Genomic DNA, 17,189 nt, shown 5'->3' on the forward strand with positions numbered 1-17,189 from the left:
TAAATTACTTCTCTCTATTTTTTTGTAGCTTCAACGATCCATACAAAATCATTATATTGTTCGAATTTCACATCAAAACCATTTTTTTCAAAATGTGAACGAACAACTGGGATTAATGGATAATATTCTCTAATTAAATCATCTCTTAGATTGATATAATTTGCATTTTCAGCTTTTGTAATTTCATTTTTATATTCGTTTTCTGTTAAAAACATTGTATCTGCAAATACGATTTTCCCATTTGTGTTCAATAATGAGCTATATATTTTAATAGCTTCATATTTTTCTTGATCAGTTAAATGATGAAAAACGTATGAACTTACAATTGTATCGATCCCGGCCTGTGGTTTTGGAAAATCAATTAAATCTCCGTCGTGAATCGTAATATTCTCGCCCAATTTCTTTGAGGCAATAATTCTCATCTCAGGAGATGGCTCGATTGGAAATACAGTTTTTCCTTTATCAAGAAGTAACTTTGTTAAATTCCCTGTACCAATTCCAAATTCGAGAACGCTATTTCCACTTCTATTAACAATTTCATTCAGTATTTCATCATAACGTCGAAATGCTTCTTTATATTCTGGGTCATGGCCTTGAACAAAAGAATCGTAACTATCTGCCCAACCAGTAAAAACGTCTAAAAACTCTCTACCCATTTATCTCACCTTTGATGTTTGAAATATTAATGCTTGTTCTAGGTCTTCTATTAAATCTTCTAAATCTTCTAGACCAACCGATAATCGAATTAATTCATCAGAAATTCCGGATGCAATTCGTTTTTCTCTTGGGATTGAAGCATGCGTCATTTTTGAAGGAATCCCTACAAGACTTTCAACTGCTCCTAAACTTTCAGCTAATGTAAACCACTTTAATTTACCTACGAATTCTTCTGGATCTAAACCTTCTTTTAATTCAAAAGATAACATGCCACCAAATCCACTGCTTTGTTGTTTTGCTAATTCATGGTTTGGATGTGTCGATAATCCAGGATAGAAAACTTTATTTACATTTGGATGATTCGATAAGAACGTCACAATTTCATGCGTATTTCTTTCATGTTCTTCCATTCTAATTCCAAGTGTTTTAATACCACGTTGTAATAACCAGCTATCGTTTGGCCCTAAAACTCCACCAATCGAGTTTTGATAAAATGCTAAATCTTCAGCTAATTCTTCTTTATTCGTTACAACAACTCCAGCTACTACGTCACTATGTCCTCCAAGGTATTTAGTTCCACTATGAACGACGATATCAGCACCTAGTGTAAGAGGTTGTTGCCAGTATGGAGTAGCAAAAGTATTATCAACGATCGTTAATAAGTCATATTCATTTGCAAGTTTTGCAATTGCTTTAATATCAGTAATTTTTAATAATGGATTACTAGGTGACTCAATAAAAATTGCTTTTGTATTTGGTGAAATAACATTTTCAACTATAGTAATATTACTTGTATCAACAAATGTAGCTGTTATGCCTAAATTTGATAACACTCTTGTAAGTAATCGGTAAGTACCACCATAAACATCATCACCGACTACGATATGGTCACCAGTCTTGAATAAACTAAACACAGTATGAATAGCTGCCATTCCTGATGCAAATGCAAATCCTGCAACACCGTGTTCAATATCTTTCATTAACTCTTCAAGAGCATGTCGTGTCGGATTGCCTGTTCTGGAATATTCAAATCCTCTATGTTTACCAACAGCATCTTGTTTATACGTACTAGTTTGATAAATCGGAACACTAACCGCACCAGTTGTTTCATCTCTACTAATTCCCCCGTGTATTAACGCCGTCTTTTTCTTCATATTTTATCCCTCACTATATATGTTTTTACTTAAGTATCTTTCACTACTATCTGGGAAAATCGTTACGATTGTACTCCCTGGTTTTGCTTTATTTGCTTCTAATAAACTTGCATATAACGCAGCTCCTGAGGAACTTCCTACTAAAAGTCCTTCTTTCGTTGCTAGTTCTTTGACTAAACGAAATGCGTCTGTATCAAGTACTGTATGAATAGCATCAAATAAGTTTGTATCTACAAAGGCAGGAATAAATTCCATTCCAATTCCTTCTGTATCATGTGAACCTGGCTTTCCACCATTTAAGATTGATCCTTCTGGTTCAACAATCACTGTTTTTACATTTTGTAATTTATCTTTTAAATACTGGGCTGTACCAGTAAATGTTCCTCCACTACCAGCTCCAGCAACAAATACATCTATTTTTCCATCTAGTTGGTCAACTAATTCAGGACCTAATGTTTTGTAATAGGTTCTTGGATTTGCTTCATTACTAAATTGTGATGGTACAAATGAATTCGGTATTTCTTTTGAGAGCTCATTCGCTTTTTTAATTGCACCTGTCATTCCATCTTCTGTAGGTGTGTTCACAATTTTTGCTCCAAGTGCTTTCATCAATGTTTGTTTTTCAATACTGAATTTTTCAGGAACAACAAATAGAACATTTACACCATATTTTATAGCTGCTAGTGCTAAACCAATTCCTGTATTTCCGGCGGTTGGTTCAATGACTGTACCACCTTTTTCTAATTTACCTTCGTTAAGTGCACTTTCTAATAATTCCATTCCAAGTCGATCTTTTACACTTCCACCTGGGTTACAGAATTCTAATTTTGCAAATAGTCTTGTTCCTTTTGGTAAAGGGAATGTTGTAATTTCAAGCAATGGTGTTGATCCGATCAGCTCGTGTACTGATTTTACAACTTTCATAATTTCATGCTCCTTTATGTCACAAAAAGGTTAGTTTTTCTTCCAATCCATTATATGCAACATGGGTAAAATTGAATGTTGTCTTAATACCAACTATTCTTATTGGTATTATAAGATATTAATTTTAAATGCGCAATAAAAAAGTACTTTTATCCTAAAATAAAAGTACTTTTTCACTGTTTCAAATCGTATGCGTTGGGTTAAGAAAAGAACATCGTTACAAAAATGATTGAGAAAATAATACTGATTGCATCTGCAATTAAACCTACTTTTAATGCATCACCCATTTTACGAATTCCTACCGCTCCAAAATACACCGTTAAAACATATAGCGTTGTATCTGTACTGCCTTGCATAGTCGAAGCTAACCTTCCGATAAATGAATCCGGTCCATATGTTTTAATTAAATCCGAAGTAATCCCTAAAGCGGCCGAACCAGAAATAGGTCGAATAATTGCTAGCGGAAAAACTTCTGCCGGAATACCTAATGAACTTAATAATGGACGCATAAGTTCTACACAAAACTCTAGAGCACCTGACGCTCTAAAGATCGAGATCGATACTAGCATCCCTACTAAAAATGGAATTAATTGCACTGCAATTGTTACACCCTCTTTTCCACCTTCAACAAAAGATTCATACGTAGGCACCTTTTTCCAAGTTCCATGTATTAAAATGACAGCGATAATAAATGGAATAATATAAAGTGAAATAGTATTCATATATCCCATTTATTTTCTCCCCTTTCGATTTCGCCTACTTGCAAAAAAACTATTTACCGCGAGTCCCCCAATAAATGAAACGATCTGTGCAAGGATTGTAACACCTACTATTTCGGTCGGATTTGCAGAATGATAAGACATTCTAACTCCGATCACTGTTGTAGGAATTAAAGTGATTGCACTTGTATTTAAAGTTAAAAATGTAATCATATCATCACTTGCTTCAATACTATTTCTATTTAACACTTTTAGTTGTTCCATCGCCTTTATACCTAATGGTGTTGCGGCATTTCCTAAACCGAATAAATTGGCGACCATATTTGACATAATATAACCTAGTGCCGGATGGTCTTTAGGGATTCTCGGAAATAGGAAAGATAGGAATGGTTGAAATAATTTCGAAAGAATTTTTAATAATCCAGATTCTTCTGCTATTCGCATTAAACCTAACCAAAAAACAAGCACACTAACTAGTCCAATAATAATGGTAATTGCTTGCTTTCCTCCGTCAAATACTGCTTTATTTACTTCATCCATGGTGCCATTAATCATCGCAAAAACAAAACCAATTATTGTAAGAGCAACCCAAATGATATTAACCATCAGAGTGCTCTCCCATTAAGTTTAATAGAACTTGTTTCCCATTTTGGATTATTTCTTTTGTAAATATTTTGACCTTACTATCGCTATAAAATATATTTCTAAATCCAATTTGTTCACCTTCTAGTTCGATAATCGCTTTACCAACAATTGCATCATTAGCAATTTTTTTCTTGGTCGGCTTTTGCATTTCAATCGTGATTCTTACTTGATCACGCTCTTTTTTATCTAAAGGATAAGAGAAGTCATTTTTCATATAAACATGTCCTTTATATTTTTTATCTGTGACTTCTTTAATTCCTCCTTTACTTAAAACTTTCGTTAAAGGATAGTTACTGAAACCATATTCGAATAGTGACATATGATCTTGCCAATCTTGCCCATCATTTAGTGTTACGACAATTAAATCCATTCCGTTTTTTGAAGCAGTTGATACGAGTGTTCTTTTTGCTTTTTTAGTAAATCCAGTTTTACCTCCAGTACTATACTTGTACATGAAAGTAAGCAATTTGTTTTTATTCTTCCAAACATAATCCCAAGATTCTGCCGTATTTGGGGCACGGTGTACTTTTGTACCTGCAATTTTTGCATATTTAGGATTTTCCATAGCGTATCTCGTTAATAACGCCATATCATAAGCAGATGAGTAATGCTCTTTTCCTTGCTGATCAAGTCCTGATGGATTGCTAAAATATGTATTACTCATTCCGATTTCTTTTGCTTTTTCGTTCATCATATAAACAAATCCTTCGATGCTACCACCTACAGCCTCGGCAATTGCATTAGCCGCATCATTCCCAGACCTAAGCATTAAACCATAAACTAAATCTTCAAGTTTAATTTTTTGTCCTGGTTTTAAATAAATGGATGATCCTTCTGTTTGCACTGCCCTTGAACTAATTGTTATCGTGTTTTGCATTTTACCGGACTCTACAGCGAGTATTGCAGTCATTATTTTTGTTATGCTGGCGATTCTTTCAGAGTCATGCATTGCTTTACCATACAAGATTCGTCCAGTTTTTTGATCCATCAAAACTGCATTTCTAGCACTAACTCCTCCAAATGCTTTAACATTATTCGTCGGAATAATAATTCCGATTAAAAATAAGCCAATGATTCCGATTACTAGCCATTTTTTCATCTTTCGCATCAACTCCACAGTTAGTCCTAATTAGTACAAGTTTACGAATTACATTATAAAAAAATGACTTTTTTTTAAGAAAAAAGTGCTGAACTTGTTCAGATATACAACCTGAGCAATTCCAGCACCTACTATTTTTCGCTTATTAATAAAATGGTTGCCATTTTAATTGACTAGCATAATCATATCGATAATTTACATCTGGCCAATTAACAATGTTCCAAAAATTTGTAATGTATGCGTCTTTATCAAATTTGTACTGCAAATAATAAGCATGCTCCCAAACGTCCAAAACTAGCAATGGAATTGTATCCCATTGAGTAAAGAATTGATGTTTTTCAGTTTGAAGAATCTCCAACCGATTCGATCTTGGAACCCAAACTAAAATCGCCCAACCGACACCTTCCACTTTTTTAGCAGCTTGTGTAAAATGCTCTTTAAAGGCTTCATAACTTCCGAAGTCATCTTCAATTTGTTTTAAAAAAGCCCCATGAGGTTGCCCTCCACCTGATTTACTTAAATTATTCCAAAATATCGTATGCAAATAATGACCAGACCCATGAAATGCAAGCTCTCTTTCCCAATGCTTTAATAAATCGTATGCCTTATTCTTTCTTGCCTTTTCTAATTCAATCTCAGCTTTATTTAAACCATCTACATAACTTTTATGGTGCTTATCATGATGTAGCATCATAATTTCTTTTGATATATATGGCTCGAGTGCATTATATGGGTATGGTAAAGGCGGGAGCTCGTGCTTACCAATCCCCACTCTCTCTTCGACTTCTATTACCCGATACGCATAGCTATCATCATATTCCTCTTCATTTAAAATTGAAATTAATCGTTCTTGGATATCATCCACATCCATACTAATTTCATCTAAAAAGGAATTTTGATCTACATAATGACCTTTTGTCCCCATTCTGTTTAACAATAGTTTAACTTTATATTCTAATAGTTCTTTTTCTTGAATATGGTCAAATCTTTCAGACAGCAACTGTAATACATTCGCACACCAGATTTCTACCTCCTGAAAGTAAGTGACGAGTTCAGATTGATTTAACATCATACACCTCCATCAGAGAAAATAAATTTCTCTTCTACTTTCCATTGTATGATATTAAATTTATAGCTATTACCGGTATTCATGCGATTCACGCGATTAATGGAATTAACGTATTTAAGATGTTAATTCCGCATCCTCTTATATTAAATGATTAGTTAAGTTTTTCTAAAACGGTCTGATTTTCTGAGTAAAACTCCATTTTTAATGAGATCACTTTTTCCAATTCATAAACAATCATCATTAAACTAGCTCTAGTCTCAAACTCATCTCTTGATTCAGGTAATGGCATCTTTCTAAAATCATTCATCATATGACTAAATTCCCCTAATAATTCAATCCCCGTAGATTTTTCTTTTAAATAAACACCTGTGTCCTCAAAAAATTCTGCGATAATTTTTGAATGCGGATAATTTAACGCAACCTTTTTTAATAATGGGATGATTTGATTCGATATGATTTCGAATTGACGTTCTCTCATTTCAAAATAATTAATATAATATAAGTTTGATTTTACAAAACTATTTTCAACTTGCCTGTAAGCTAATGTTTTCGCCGTTTGTAAAAGGTTTTTTGTTTCATAAATTAATTCATTTTGTGAATCTTCATCCTTACCCTTCATTTTTAAAGCAATTCCTAGAAGTAACATTTTAAAATTTTGCTCGATTTTCTTTTGAGATTCAATCATCTTCTTCTCAATACTTGGCATATATGTATTCATTATTAAAGCAATTAAGATCCCAACTGCTAAAATTTCAACTTGATTAATTAAGAAAGATATTGATTTATTGTTACTCACATAAATTTGCAAAACGATCACTGAGCTTGGTATGATTCCTTCTTGTAACTTCAATGTGACTAATAAGGGTATAGTTAAAAGAAAATAAATGACAACTGTTAATGGGGTATAGCTTAAAAATTCAAACATCATCCATCCAATTAACATTGCAATAACTGATGCAACAAATCTTTGAATTGCAACAATAAATGATCTGCGTTTTGTATTTTGAATACTTAATAGCGTGACGACAGCAGCAGTACTGTAATTTTGTAAATGTAGAGCTTCTGCGATTAATAGAGATATACCACTTCCGATTGCTGTTTTGATTGTCCTTTGTCCAATTGAATACATTTGTTTCATTTTAAGTCCTCTTCTCTTACAAAGAAATTTCTATAGTATTGTAACGTATCTTAGATAAAAATTACTAGATATATCCATTTTTTTGAGTTTTATACAAAATGAAAAGACTAGAAAATTTCTAGTCTTTTTCTCTTAACGATATTATTTACATTTAACTATTTTCTAATTACTGTTTGTATTGTTGCATCAGTTTTGTTGAATAATCTGTTTCATAATACTCAAGTTCTTCTCGCATTTGTTGAAAAACTTTTTCTAAAGACGAAAATAGGTCTTGAAGAGTACCAGGTACAGCTTTATAAAATGTAATTGCTTGATTACCCGTGTATGCTGCACGACTATTTTCATACCATGCATCGTTTTTAGGAGAGAAGAATTCAGCGATACATCTGTGATAAATTTTATGTAAAGTATCTTCAGCTGTTGCTTTATGGAACTGTCCACTTAAAATTTTCTCACAAACTTCTTTAGCATCCTCACAATATACTGTAATTCTACGTAATGAAGAGAGTATTTTTTCTAAGTAGTTAGTATCCACTGCTTGGTTTTCATGTTGAAATGACGGTAAAGAATTCCTATTTAAAAACAAATTACACTCTAGACCAACAATCCCTAATTGATTAACTACAATTTTTAATTGATGCTCTACCATCTTATTCGACATTTTTTTCCCTCCGTTAAATTAGATCGATATTTCTATTTTATTTGAATTTTGCTTAATACTTCTCGCATATCCTACCAATTTATCAAAATCAACACCTTGTAGCTCTTTTACAAATTGATCTAATTCATTAATATATATTCGCTTTCTTCCACGATAATCAGGATTTTTAATAATTAGCGCAAGTGCCACTAAATCACGAAAATCGAGTGATTGGTCACCATTTTCATATAATCTAGTTGTTTTTAAATCACTTAGTTCGGAAAGTTGTTCTTCAAAAAAGCGAACATATAAGACAGAAGTTACAATTTTTTGATCATTATATTCATATTCAACTTCGGAACGATTAAAAAAGTCTTCTGAAGTATTTGATTGAGCCTTTACTAATTCATACCCATGGCAATTATAAATTAACAATTCTTTCACCCTCCAAGATTTCCATAGTATTAGTTTAACATAGGATACATAAAGATTTGCAGAATTTTTTAACTAATCTTGTTTTTCAAATTTGCTAAAAAATAAATCTGCTTCTTCTTCAACCTCTTCCATTTTTAAATCTTGTGGGAGTGGAGGTAATTCTTTAATGTTTTTTAGGCCAAAATAATCTAAAAACTCAGAAGTAGTACCGTATAAAATTGCACGTCCAGTACCTTCAGCCCGTCCAACTTCTTTAATTAAATATTTCGAGACAAGAGTTTGAATTGGTTTTTCAGTCTTAACTCCACGAATATCTTCAATTTCTGTCCTCGTAATTGGTTGTTGATATGCAACAATCGCTAAAGTTTCTAATGCTGCTTGTGACAGCGAAGAGTTCGATGGGCTTTCAACTAATTTTTTGAAAAACTCACCATGTTCCCTCTTTGAAGTAAGTTTATATCTGCTAGCTAGAATTCTAATTTGCAAGCCTCTGTTAGGATTTTCATATTCTTTTTTAAGATTCTCAATTAATTCTAGAACATCGGTTTGACCTAATTCTAAAGTCTCAGATAGCTCGACAATCGAAATTCCTTCATCGCCAGCTACAAATAAAAGTCCTTCTAGAACTCCTACTAAATTTTTTTCCTGTTCCATTACAAGTACACCTCAGCTTGCTTATCTTCAAAAACCTCCCGTGATGTAAGAAAAATTTCTGAAAAGTTTTGTTCCTGTTCTACTACAATGTCTTTTGTTTTCATTAACTCCAATATTGCTAAAAAAGTAACTACAATACTTTCTTTATCATTATGTGGAAATAAACTGATGAAATTAGTTCTCTTTTTAATACTTTTTAAGTAGGTAATAATTTCATCCATTCTTTTTTCGATCGATATTTCTTCACGAACAATTTTAGTTTGAAGTGGTTCTTGTAGCTTTTTACGTTTAAATAGCTTTTGAAGTGCACCAAACATATCGTAAATTGTTACATCAGTTGGCATAACAATATCTTCTGGTCTCGGCCCATATTCGGACAAATCAACTGGATTTCGAGTAAAAATCATCGCCCGTTCTGATTCTTTTTCCTGAAATACGATCGCCGCTTCCTTAAATTGCTTATATATAATTAATCGATTCATTAATTCTTCTCTAGGGTCTTCTTCAAGTATTGCATCCCAATCAGCTTGTTCTTCATGGTTAGGTAAAATACTTTTACTTTTCATCGCAAGTAATTCAGCTGCCATCACTAAATATTCACTTGCAATATCCAATTCTAATTCTTTCATTGTATGAATATATGAAACATATTGATCTGTTATTTCAGATGCAGGTATATCATAAATATCAATTTCAAATCGTTGAATTAAATGAAGTAATAAATCTAATGGCCCTTCAAATGCATCAATTTTAACTTCATATTGCTTCACAAACTACTCACCAACTTACTTTAAAATAAAAATATACTTTATAACAGTATAAAGTATTATTTCATAAAACTATATAACAGAAAAGGATTTTTCATCGATGAAGTTACTTTGTTCCTAAATTTTTAGTTTTACGCCTATACCATTTTCTAAAATTTTTCATAAGATATCAGTGCAAGAAGAATTATATTTTTGGTAAGGAGGTTATTTCATGAGTAAAGGTGTTTCTCCAGAGTTCGGCGGTTTCGGCCACGGCAGAGGCTTTGCTTTAATCGTAGTATTATTTATTTTATTAATCATCGTTGGATGTGCTTTCGTCTGTTAATTTAACCCCGTGAATAAACAAAACGTGAAAGTCTAGACATTGCTCTAGGCTTTCTTCTTTTTAAATTTTTCCATTTCTGATAAAATTTTAGTAATAAAGAGGTGAAAAACTTGGTCCATTACAATAAAAACGAGCGGTACATAAAATATTTATGTCATTTCCATTTTGATCAAGATTTTTTTGAATGTCATGAAATTCTTGAGGAACAATGGAAACTTGAATTAAATCATCATTATAAAAAGGTCTGGTTAGGTTTAATCAGATTATCGGTAGTGTTATATCATTATAGAAGAAGAAACTTTACTGGTGCTAAAAAATTATTTCGACACGTCATTACCTTTTCAAATGATTCTAATTTATTGGAAATGGCTGGAATTGATCAATTGCGCTTTCAACAAATCATATCAAATTTACAGTTAAATCTTCAAAATGAAACGGAATATCACCATTTTGACCTCCCATTAAATGACCAAGAATTGATTGAAAGATATCAAAATCAAAAAGAATATTACTCGTCTTTTACGGAAGATTTAATTAATAAACATTCTACAAGAGATCGAACAGATGTCATTTCAGAAAGATTAAAGCAATTAGAATTACGAAGAAAAGTTTAGAGGAAAGGTGCTCAAAAAATTGGGCACCTTTTTTCTGTGTTTCGAAATAGAAGTTGCATCGTACCTACCCATGACTGGTTTATGAGTAAGCAAAGTGCAAATTGTTGTTTCATTCATACTCATAACCGGCCTATGAGTATGTAAAATCGCATGAAGTTTAAAAAACCTTACTCATGAATGGTTCATGGAACCATTTTTTCTACAGTGTAAAAAAAGTGCTCAAAAAATTGAGCACTTTTTCTATAATACTTTCAAACTAACATGACAATGTTCAATGAATGAAGCTACTTCTTGCGTTGTTACGATTGTATAGTCTGTATACTGAGATCGAATCGCATCGTAAAGTGAAGTTGCAATACCTTGATTTCGGAATGAAGGGTTTACACTTAAATGTTTAATCATAATAACCTTATCTGGTAGAAGTTGTATTCCAATAATCCCAACAATATCGTCTAATTTCCAAAGGAACAAATGATTATCATCTTTAGTTTCATAATCTTTAATCGTATTTACTAAGCTCTTCACATTCTTTTCATTCGGCATAAACGAAAGCAGGCCCATTGCAATTTTCTCATATGTTTTCTTATACCTAATTAACATGTTAACCCCTCTTAAAAATTATTAAAACTCTAATTAGCTTCTAAACCAATACATAATATATGATTGATTATCCCTCTATAGTACGATAAATATAAAAATACGTTCCAAATATATCAATATTTCAAATATATAATTCTCACATTTTTCTGTCAAGTCAGAAAACCGGAGAGATGGAAAAACGGGATATATGGTATAGGTGAGAATTTAAACTGATTTAGAGTACTAGTCATGTATTTTTCCTGCCCATCCAACCTTATAGGCTTTTGTCACCAATTAGATAAATTTGAATACAGTAAGTTTTAGTTAGAGTTATATAAAAGGGTGATCATTATGAGGTTGGATTTAGATTATTCATCACCAAATATTCAATATACTTATGATATAAATAAAAATCATGCATTTGTAAAGGACAGTCAAAACTTTATCAATCAATTAAGTATTAATGATTTGAATACTTTGGATAGTTTGTCTTTATTGGATATATTTTTAAGTGTAAATAATGTTGTAGAGCCACATTATCATCAAAATTCATCAGAATTAGTCTATTGTATTTCTGGTGCAGCAGTTGTATCAATCTTAAATCCTTATACAAAGCAACTATTAAATTTCCCAATTACTCCTGGTCAAGTTGCAAACGTACCACAAGGCTGGTGGCATTATGAAATTGCAACTGTTGACAATACTCACTTATTAGCAATATTTAATGCACCTTCCCCAGACGTAATTTTATTCTCTGATTTAATGAAATTTACACCTTCAAATATTGTCTCACATACTTACTGTCTTGATGAAAACCAATGGAAAACAGCAACTGCAAATTTACAACCTTCTATATTTATAGGACCACCAAAAAATTGTAATCGACAAGTTCAAAACGAGCATGAATTTTCAAATCAGCACAATCAAAATTATTATCCAAACTCCTATTACAACCAGAATTATTATCAACAGCGTTTTTAATTGCAAGATCAAGTGAGACCAGTTAGTCGAATTAAAAAAGTCAAAACTGCAATTAAATCTGCGCAAGTGCAATTAAAAAATCCAAAACTGCAATTAAATTTGGCAAATCTACAATTAAAAAAGTTATATCTGCAATTAAAATTTAAAAAACTGCAAACAAGACTATGAAACATGTGGAAATAGATTATGAGAACCAAGAAAATAGAAGAAATAACATGAAATCGCATGTGAAACAATAAAAACTAAACATATTTCAAAAAAAACCAAAATAAATCTTCTAACTTAACCTTCTCTAAATAGTCCGAGATGTTATTAAATGATTTCACCGTTAAAACAACAAAGAACATGTTAAAAAACCACAAGGAAAAATTTTTCCCTTGTGGCTTTTTTCATTTGAAATCTTATTAGAGTGACTTCTTAAATGGTTTGACTATTCTTCATCCCAAACCTTAACTTCTTGCATAACATCGCCATTACGCATTCTTAAAACTGTATCCATACCTTCGATTACTTGACCGAATACTGTATGTACTCCATTTAAATGTGGTTGTGGCTCGTGAACGATAAAGAATTGGCTACCACCAGTATCTTTTCCAGCATGTGCCATTGATAAAGATCCAGCTTTATGTTTTAATGGGTTTCCTACAGTTTCACATTTGATTTTGTATCCTGGACCACCTGTTCCATTACCGTTTGGATCTCCACCTTGAGATACAAATCCAGGAATTACACGGTGGAAAGTTAATCCATTGTAGAAACCTTCACGGATTAATTTTTCAAAGTTTTCAACTGTACCTGGTGCATGCTCTGGGAATAATTCGATTAAGATTTGTTCGCCATTTTCAAACGTAATACTTGCTTTTTTCATAATAAAAAATCCTCCTTATGTATGTACAACTTTATAAGACTTAATTGTCCTATATTTTTTCATTACTGAATAAATTAGTAACGCTGATATTATCATACAAAAAACAAAAAGTAATGACAAGTTTTCGAAAATGACTATAATAGTGTTGTAAGATGTAAAATTTGGATTATTGTAAAGGGAGTGTCTCTTTGTTAAAACGAAAGTTATTAGCGTTCACCATATCAATGGGATTAGTAGCTATGCCTTTATCGGTATTTGCTGATGCTGTTCCGGGTGAAACGATTGTTACTCTTGGGCAAAATTTATCTGAAACGCAAAAGAAATCATTATTAGCTGAAATGGGTGCGCCATCTGATGCTAGAATTGTGACTGTTTCAAATCAAGAGGAGCATAAATATTTAGATGGTACTGTGCCTAGTGCTCAAATCGGTACTCGAGCTCTTTCATCTGCTATGATTACAATTGGTGAAAAAAATACAGGCATCGTCGTTCAATCAAATAATATTTCATGGGTTACTAACTCAATGTATACAAATGCTTTAATCACTGCTGGATTAAAGGATGCAAATATTGTAATTACTGCACCATTTCAAGTCTCTGGTACAGCTGCTTTAACTGGGATTATGAAGGCTTATGAGCTAAGTTCTGGTCAAGTGATACCTGATGATGTTAAAAAAGTAGCAAATGAAGAAATGGTTAAAACTGCCGAACTTGGTGATTCAGTAGGTAATGAAAAAGCTGTACAACTTGTCACTAAAGTGAAAGAAGAGCTAGCTAAAAATCCAAACATGTCAACCGATGAATTAAAATCATTAATTGATCGATTAGCAAAGGATCTTGGAATTACATTAACTGCTGATCAAAAAGCTAGTTTGATGAATTTATTTGAAAAAATGAAAGATTTAAATATTAACTGGGATCAAGTAGGAAACCAATTAACAAAAGCTAAAAATAAAATCTCAGATTATCTAAATTCTAAAGAAGGCCAATCTTTTATTGAAAAACTTAAAGATTTCTTCTCTGCATTATTTGATGCGATTGTTTCATTATTTAAATAATTATGAAAGAAACCCTTTTACTTAAAAAAGTAACTGGGTTTTTTGATGTTAAAATTCGAGCTACAAATAAAAGATGAAATATTGCAAATAAATCGTTGGCTTCAAATAAAACTGAAAAGCGCAATTAAAATTAGTAAAACTGCAATTAAAATTTGAGAATCGTAAATAAATTCAACAAAACTGCAATTAAACTCGATAGAATCGCAAATAAAAACAAAAGTTACCCATACCAGTAAATGTATTATAAGCTAATAATCAACTCATTTTATACGGATCACTCTATTTCTTTTCTTTTTCTAATAAAAACTTGATAAAAATTTGGCTAATTCTAAAAAAAGTTCGATTTTATCAAAACAAATAAAAAGTGCTGTTGAGATACCTCCCTAGCACTAGTACATTTTTTAAAATTAAAATGAGGGCGCTTATTTGTCAGTTGATCTGACTCCTGAGACAGCCCCCTTCCTTTATTCTTAAGTCAACAAATCAAATGGTAGCATCACCGATTGTTTTTCCACCTTTTTTATGTTGACTTTCACTAGCTTTTGTACGGACAACTAAGTGCCAAAATGCTCTGCCATCGAATGGAATAAATGGCCAAAAATAAGGTGTATTTAAAGTATTCAGGCTTGCTAAAAACAGAATGAATAATGTCGAACCAATCATAAAGCCTTTAACACCTAATATTGCTGTTAAAATTAAGATTCCAAACTTGGCTAATTTATTTGCAAGTGCTAGCTCATAACTAGGCGTAGCATATGATCCAATCATTGACACAGCCGTATATAAGACTACTTCTGGTTGGAAAAGACCCACATCAATTGCGACTTGTCCAATTAATACTGCTGCAATAATACCCATCGAAGTGGAAACTGCATTTGGTGTATGTATACTTGCCATTCTGAGGAATTCAATCCCCAAATCAGCAATAATTAATTGTAAATAAATTGGAATATTACTTGTTTCTTTTGGTCCGATATAACTTAATGATTTTGGTAATACCTCTGGATAATTACATAATAGTAACCAAAATGGTAATAAAAAGACTGACATAAAAATCCCCATATAACGACACCATCGAAGGAATGTTCCGACAGAAGGAGTTTGTCTGAACTCTTCTGCATGTTGCATATGGTGGTAATATGTTGCCGGCGTAATGATTACGCTCGGAGATGTATCCACGATAATACATACATGTCCTTCAAGTATGTGGTTTGCAACGACGTCAGGTCTTTCTGAATATCTAACTAAAGGAAACGGATTATACCCTTGCTTTAATATAAATTCCTCTAATTTCTTATCTGACATTGTAAGACCATCAACGTGTATACCTGTAATTCGATCTCGAATTTCTGTAACAAGTTCCGCGTGTGCTAAACCTTCTATATACGATAAACAAACATCAGTCTTTGAACTTTCACCTACTTGAAGAATTTCATTTCTTAAATTTTCATCGCGAATACGTCTTCTTATTAGGCCAGTATTATTAATAATGTTTTCAGTAAAACCATCTCGCGAACCACGTACTACTCGTTCGGTATCTGGTTCAGTTGGTCCACGCCCAGGATAGCTCCTAACATCGACTGCAAGTCCTTTATCTTCTCCGTCAACTAGTACTACAATCAAACCAGATAATACTTTCTTTATAACATCTTCAAATGTTAAAACAATTTCTACAGATTGATGGACAATCGTATCCTCAATATTTTTAAACATCGATTTATTTTTCTCGACTTTTTCTAGCCCGATTAAGTCGTCTAAAAATCTTTGAATAAAGCTTGTATCCGTTAATCCGTTTACATAATATAGATTAACTTCAACTTTATTTACAAAAATCACACGTTTTCCGATATCAAAACTTACTCCATAACCTATTCGATCACTTATTTTATAAGCATTTGTAACTAGTTTATTTGTTAGTTTAGTTGGCTCTTTTTTCGTGGTCACTGGAGTTCACTCCTCTCGAGGATATATTCAATTGCTTTTCGTGTAATAGGTGAGCCGATTTCAATATCATCTCTCCCACCCATTTTTCCAATATCACCGATTCCTAAAATGAAGGGGATATTTAGTTGATCTAAATTATAAACGGTGTCTCCATTTATTCTACCGATTTCAATATCAGGAACTCCATATTTATCGACACCATATTCAGTTAAATTCCCTTCGTTATCAATGCTTACATCTACTTTTGTCCATTCTTGATGATGTGTATTTGATGCTACTGCTAATGCAGCAATAACTTCAATATGTTTATCACTTGCTACATATTTTAAAGCCTTTTCTCCAGGACCTTCTCCCATAAAGCCACTGTCATCAAACAATACAAATACTGGTTCTTTTTGTGCTTGCATAATGATTTCAACCATTCTCTTTCCAGAGAATTTAGTGGGATTACCTTTCGATTGTGATATTGTGCATCCGCCAAATTGTTTTGCCAAATACTCAATACTCCGATGTGCATATACATCTCCGTCGGTTACGATAATGATCCTTTTCTTTTTCATAAGTTAACCTTTTGGCTTAAAAATTAGAGCAATTATAAATGAGAATAAAATTGCTGCCGAAATGCCAGATGAAGTTAGTGAAAAGATCCCCATTCCAATACCTATGAAGCCGTGGTCATTTGCTTCTGCCATCGCTCCGTGTAATAAAGAATGACCAAAACTAGTAATTGGAACGGTTGCACCCGCACCAGCAAATTTTATAAGCTTATCGTAAATGCCAAACCCATCTAAAATTGAACCAATTACAACAAAAATACACATTACATGCCCTGGTGTTAACTTTGTGAAATCAAAAAGTAACTGGCCTACTACACAAATTAGACCTCCTACTATAAAAGCATTAACAAAATCCATCTGAA

At 32.4% G+C, this 17,189-nt stretch carries 21 protein-coding genes; 4 read left to right on the forward strand and 17 right to left on the reverse strand.

Annotated elements, in window-relative coordinates:
* Window positions 1–14: 14 nt before the first annotated feature.
* From ACFWM3_RS11975 to ACFWM3_RS12030, 12 genes are all read right to left on the reverse strand, one after another.
* On the reverse strand, window positions 15–656 hold the full coding sequence (locus tag ACFWM3_RS11975; RefSeq protein WP_056466817.1) for a class I SAM-dependent DNA methyltransferase: 642 nt from the start codon (window positions 654–656) through the stop codon (window positions 15–17).
* A complete protein-coding gene (locus ACFWM3_RS11980; protein WP_390311472.1) occupies window positions 657–1,811 on the reverse strand; it encodes a bifunctional cystathionine gamma-lyase/homocysteine desulfhydrase in 1,155 nt (384 codons plus the stop codon).
* Between the two features lie 3 nt (window positions 1,812–1,814).
* Complete coding sequence (locus tag ACFWM3_RS11985) at window positions 1,815–2,735, reverse strand: PLP-dependent cysteine synthase family protein (RefSeq protein ID WP_390311473.1); 921 nt, start codon at window positions 2,733–2,735, stop codon at window positions 1,815–1,817.
* A 200-nt stretch (window positions 2,736–2,935) separates the two neighbouring features.
* On the reverse strand, window positions 2,936–3,466 hold the full coding sequence (locus ACFWM3_RS11990; RefSeq protein ID WP_056466828.1) for a spore maturation protein: 531 nt from the start codon (window positions 3,464–3,466) through the stop codon (window positions 2,936–2,938).
* Window positions 3,467–4,060: a nucleoside recognition domain-containing protein gene (locus ACFWM3_RS11995; RefSeq protein ID WP_056466830.1), complete on the reverse strand. Its 594-nt coding sequence runs from the start codon at window positions 4,058–4,060 to the stop codon at window positions 3,467–3,469.
* Window positions 4,053–5,198 carry a serine hydrolase gene (locus ACFWM3_RS12000; RefSeq protein WP_390311474.1) on the reverse strand — a complete coding sequence of 382 codons (1,146 nt, stop codon included), beginning with the start codon at window positions 5,196–5,198 and terminating at the stop codon, window positions 4,053–4,055. Before ACFWM3_RS12000 ends, ACFWM3_RS11995 begins: the two co-directional genes overlap by 8 nt.
* Window positions 5,199–5,343: 145 nt before the next feature.
* The gene (locus ACFWM3_RS12005) at window positions 5,344–6,267 is read right to left on the reverse strand and encodes a superoxide dismutase (RefSeq protein WP_390311475.1); all 924 of its coding nucleotides are present in this window, start codon (window positions 6,265–6,267) and stop codon (window positions 5,344–5,346) included.
* A gap of 151 nt (window positions 6,268–6,418) precedes the next feature.
* Window positions 6,419–7,405 carry an aromatic acid exporter family protein gene (locus tag ACFWM3_RS12010; protein ID WP_390311476.1) on the reverse strand — a complete coding sequence of 329 codons (987 nt, stop codon included), beginning with the start codon at window positions 7,403–7,405 and terminating at the stop codon, window positions 6,419–6,421.
* 166 nt (window positions 7,406–7,571) lie between these two features.
* Window positions 7,572–8,066: a DUF3907 family protein gene (locus ACFWM3_RS12015; RefSeq protein ID WP_390311477.1), complete on the reverse strand. Its 495-nt coding sequence runs from the start codon at window positions 8,064–8,066 to the stop codon at window positions 7,572–7,574.
* Between the two features lie 18 nt (window positions 8,067–8,084).
* A complete protein-coding gene (locus ACFWM3_RS12020) occupies window positions 8,085–8,480 on the reverse strand; it encodes a hypothetical protein (RefSeq protein ID WP_390311478.1) in 396 nt (131 codons plus the stop codon).
* A 72-nt stretch (window positions 8,481–8,552) separates the two neighbouring features.
* Window positions 8,553–9,134 (reverse strand): SMC-Scp complex subunit ScpB, encoded by a 582-nt coding sequence (gene scpB, locus ACFWM3_RS12025; RefSeq protein WP_390311479.1) that lies wholly within the window; start codon window positions 9,132–9,134, stop codon window positions 8,553–8,555.
* A complete protein-coding gene (locus ACFWM3_RS12030; protein WP_390311480.1) occupies window positions 9,134–9,904 on the reverse strand; it encodes a segregation/condensation protein A in 771 nt (256 codons plus the stop codon). Before ACFWM3_RS12030 ends, scpB begins: the two co-directional genes overlap by 1 nt.
* Window positions 9,905–10,112: 208 nt before the next feature.
* Between ACFWM3_RS12030 and ACFWM3_RS12035 the strand changes: the two genes are divergently transcribed.
* Both ACFWM3_RS12035 and ACFWM3_RS12040 read left to right on the forward strand, forming a co-directional pair.
* Entirely contained in the window at window positions 10,113–10,226 is a 114-nt protein-coding gene (locus ACFWM3_RS12035) for a YjcZ family sporulation protein (RefSeq protein ID WP_082459343.1), read from the forward strand.
* 110 nt (window positions 10,227–10,336) lie between these two features.
* Window positions 10,337–10,840 carry a DUF309 domain-containing protein gene (locus ACFWM3_RS12040; RefSeq protein WP_056466854.1) on the forward strand — a complete coding sequence of 168 codons (504 nt, stop codon included), beginning with the start codon at window positions 10,337–10,339 and terminating at the stop codon, window positions 10,838–10,840.
* A 240-nt stretch (window positions 10,841–11,080) separates the two neighbouring features.
* Here ACFWM3_RS12040 and ACFWM3_RS12045 read toward each other — a convergent pair whose 3' ends face one another.
* The gene (locus tag ACFWM3_RS12045; protein ID WP_025672354.1) at window positions 11,081–11,440 is read right to left on the reverse strand and encodes a GNAT family N-acetyltransferase; all 360 of its coding nucleotides are present in this window, start codon (window positions 11,438–11,440) and stop codon (window positions 11,081–11,083) included.
* A 330-nt stretch (window positions 11,441–11,770) separates the two neighbouring features.
* Between ACFWM3_RS12045 and ACFWM3_RS12050 the strand changes: the two genes are divergently transcribed.
* Window positions 11,771–12,400: a cupin domain-containing protein gene (locus ACFWM3_RS12050; protein WP_390311481.1), complete on the forward strand. Its 630-nt coding sequence runs from the start codon at window positions 11,771–11,773 to the stop codon at window positions 12,398–12,400.
* A 430-nt stretch (window positions 12,401–12,830) separates the two neighbouring features.
* Here the strand turns inward: ACFWM3_RS12050 and ACFWM3_RS12055 are convergent, their stop codons facing one another.
* Window positions 12,831–13,268: a peptidylprolyl isomerase gene (locus ACFWM3_RS12055; RefSeq protein WP_390311482.1), complete on the reverse strand. Its 438-nt coding sequence runs from the start codon at window positions 13,266–13,268 to the stop codon at window positions 12,831–12,833.
* A 224-nt stretch (window positions 13,269–13,492) separates the two neighbouring features.
* On the opposite strand from ACFWM3_RS12055, the gene ACFWM3_RS12060 reads away from it, so the two are divergent.
* A complete protein-coding gene (locus ACFWM3_RS12060) occupies window positions 13,493–14,326 on the forward strand; it encodes a DUF1002 domain-containing protein (RefSeq protein WP_390311558.1) in 834 nt (277 codons plus the stop codon).
* Window positions 14,327–14,809: 483 nt separating this feature from the next.
* Here the strand turns inward: ACFWM3_RS12060 and ACFWM3_RS12065 are convergent, their stop codons facing one another.
* The 3 genes from ACFWM3_RS12065 to spoVAE are packed head-to-tail and all read right to left on the reverse strand — an operon-like array spanning window position 14,810 to window position 17,184.
* Complete coding sequence (locus ACFWM3_RS12065; protein ID WP_082459356.1) at window positions 14,810–16,210, reverse strand: spore germination protein; 1,401 nt, start codon at window positions 16,208–16,210, stop codon at window positions 14,810–14,812.
* A gap of 56 nt (window positions 16,211–16,266) precedes the next feature.
* Window positions 16,267–16,830: a stage V sporulation protein SpoVABEA gene (spoVAEA, locus tag ACFWM3_RS12070; RefSeq protein WP_049819788.1), complete on the reverse strand. Its 564-nt coding sequence runs from the start codon at window positions 16,828–16,830 to the stop codon at window positions 16,267–16,269.
* A gap of 3 nt (window positions 16,831–16,833) precedes the next feature.
* Complete coding sequence (spoVAE, locus tag ACFWM3_RS12075; protein WP_056466865.1) at window positions 16,834–17,184, reverse strand: stage V sporulation protein AE; 351 nt, start codon at window positions 17,182–17,184, stop codon at window positions 16,834–16,836.
* Window positions 17,185–17,189 lie beyond the last annotated feature (5 nt).

The sequence above is a fragment of the Gottfriedia sp. NPDC058432 genome (assembly GCF_042721555.1).
Taxonomy (GTDB): Bacteria; Bacillota; Bacilli; order Bacillales; family Bacillaceae_G; genus Gottfriedia.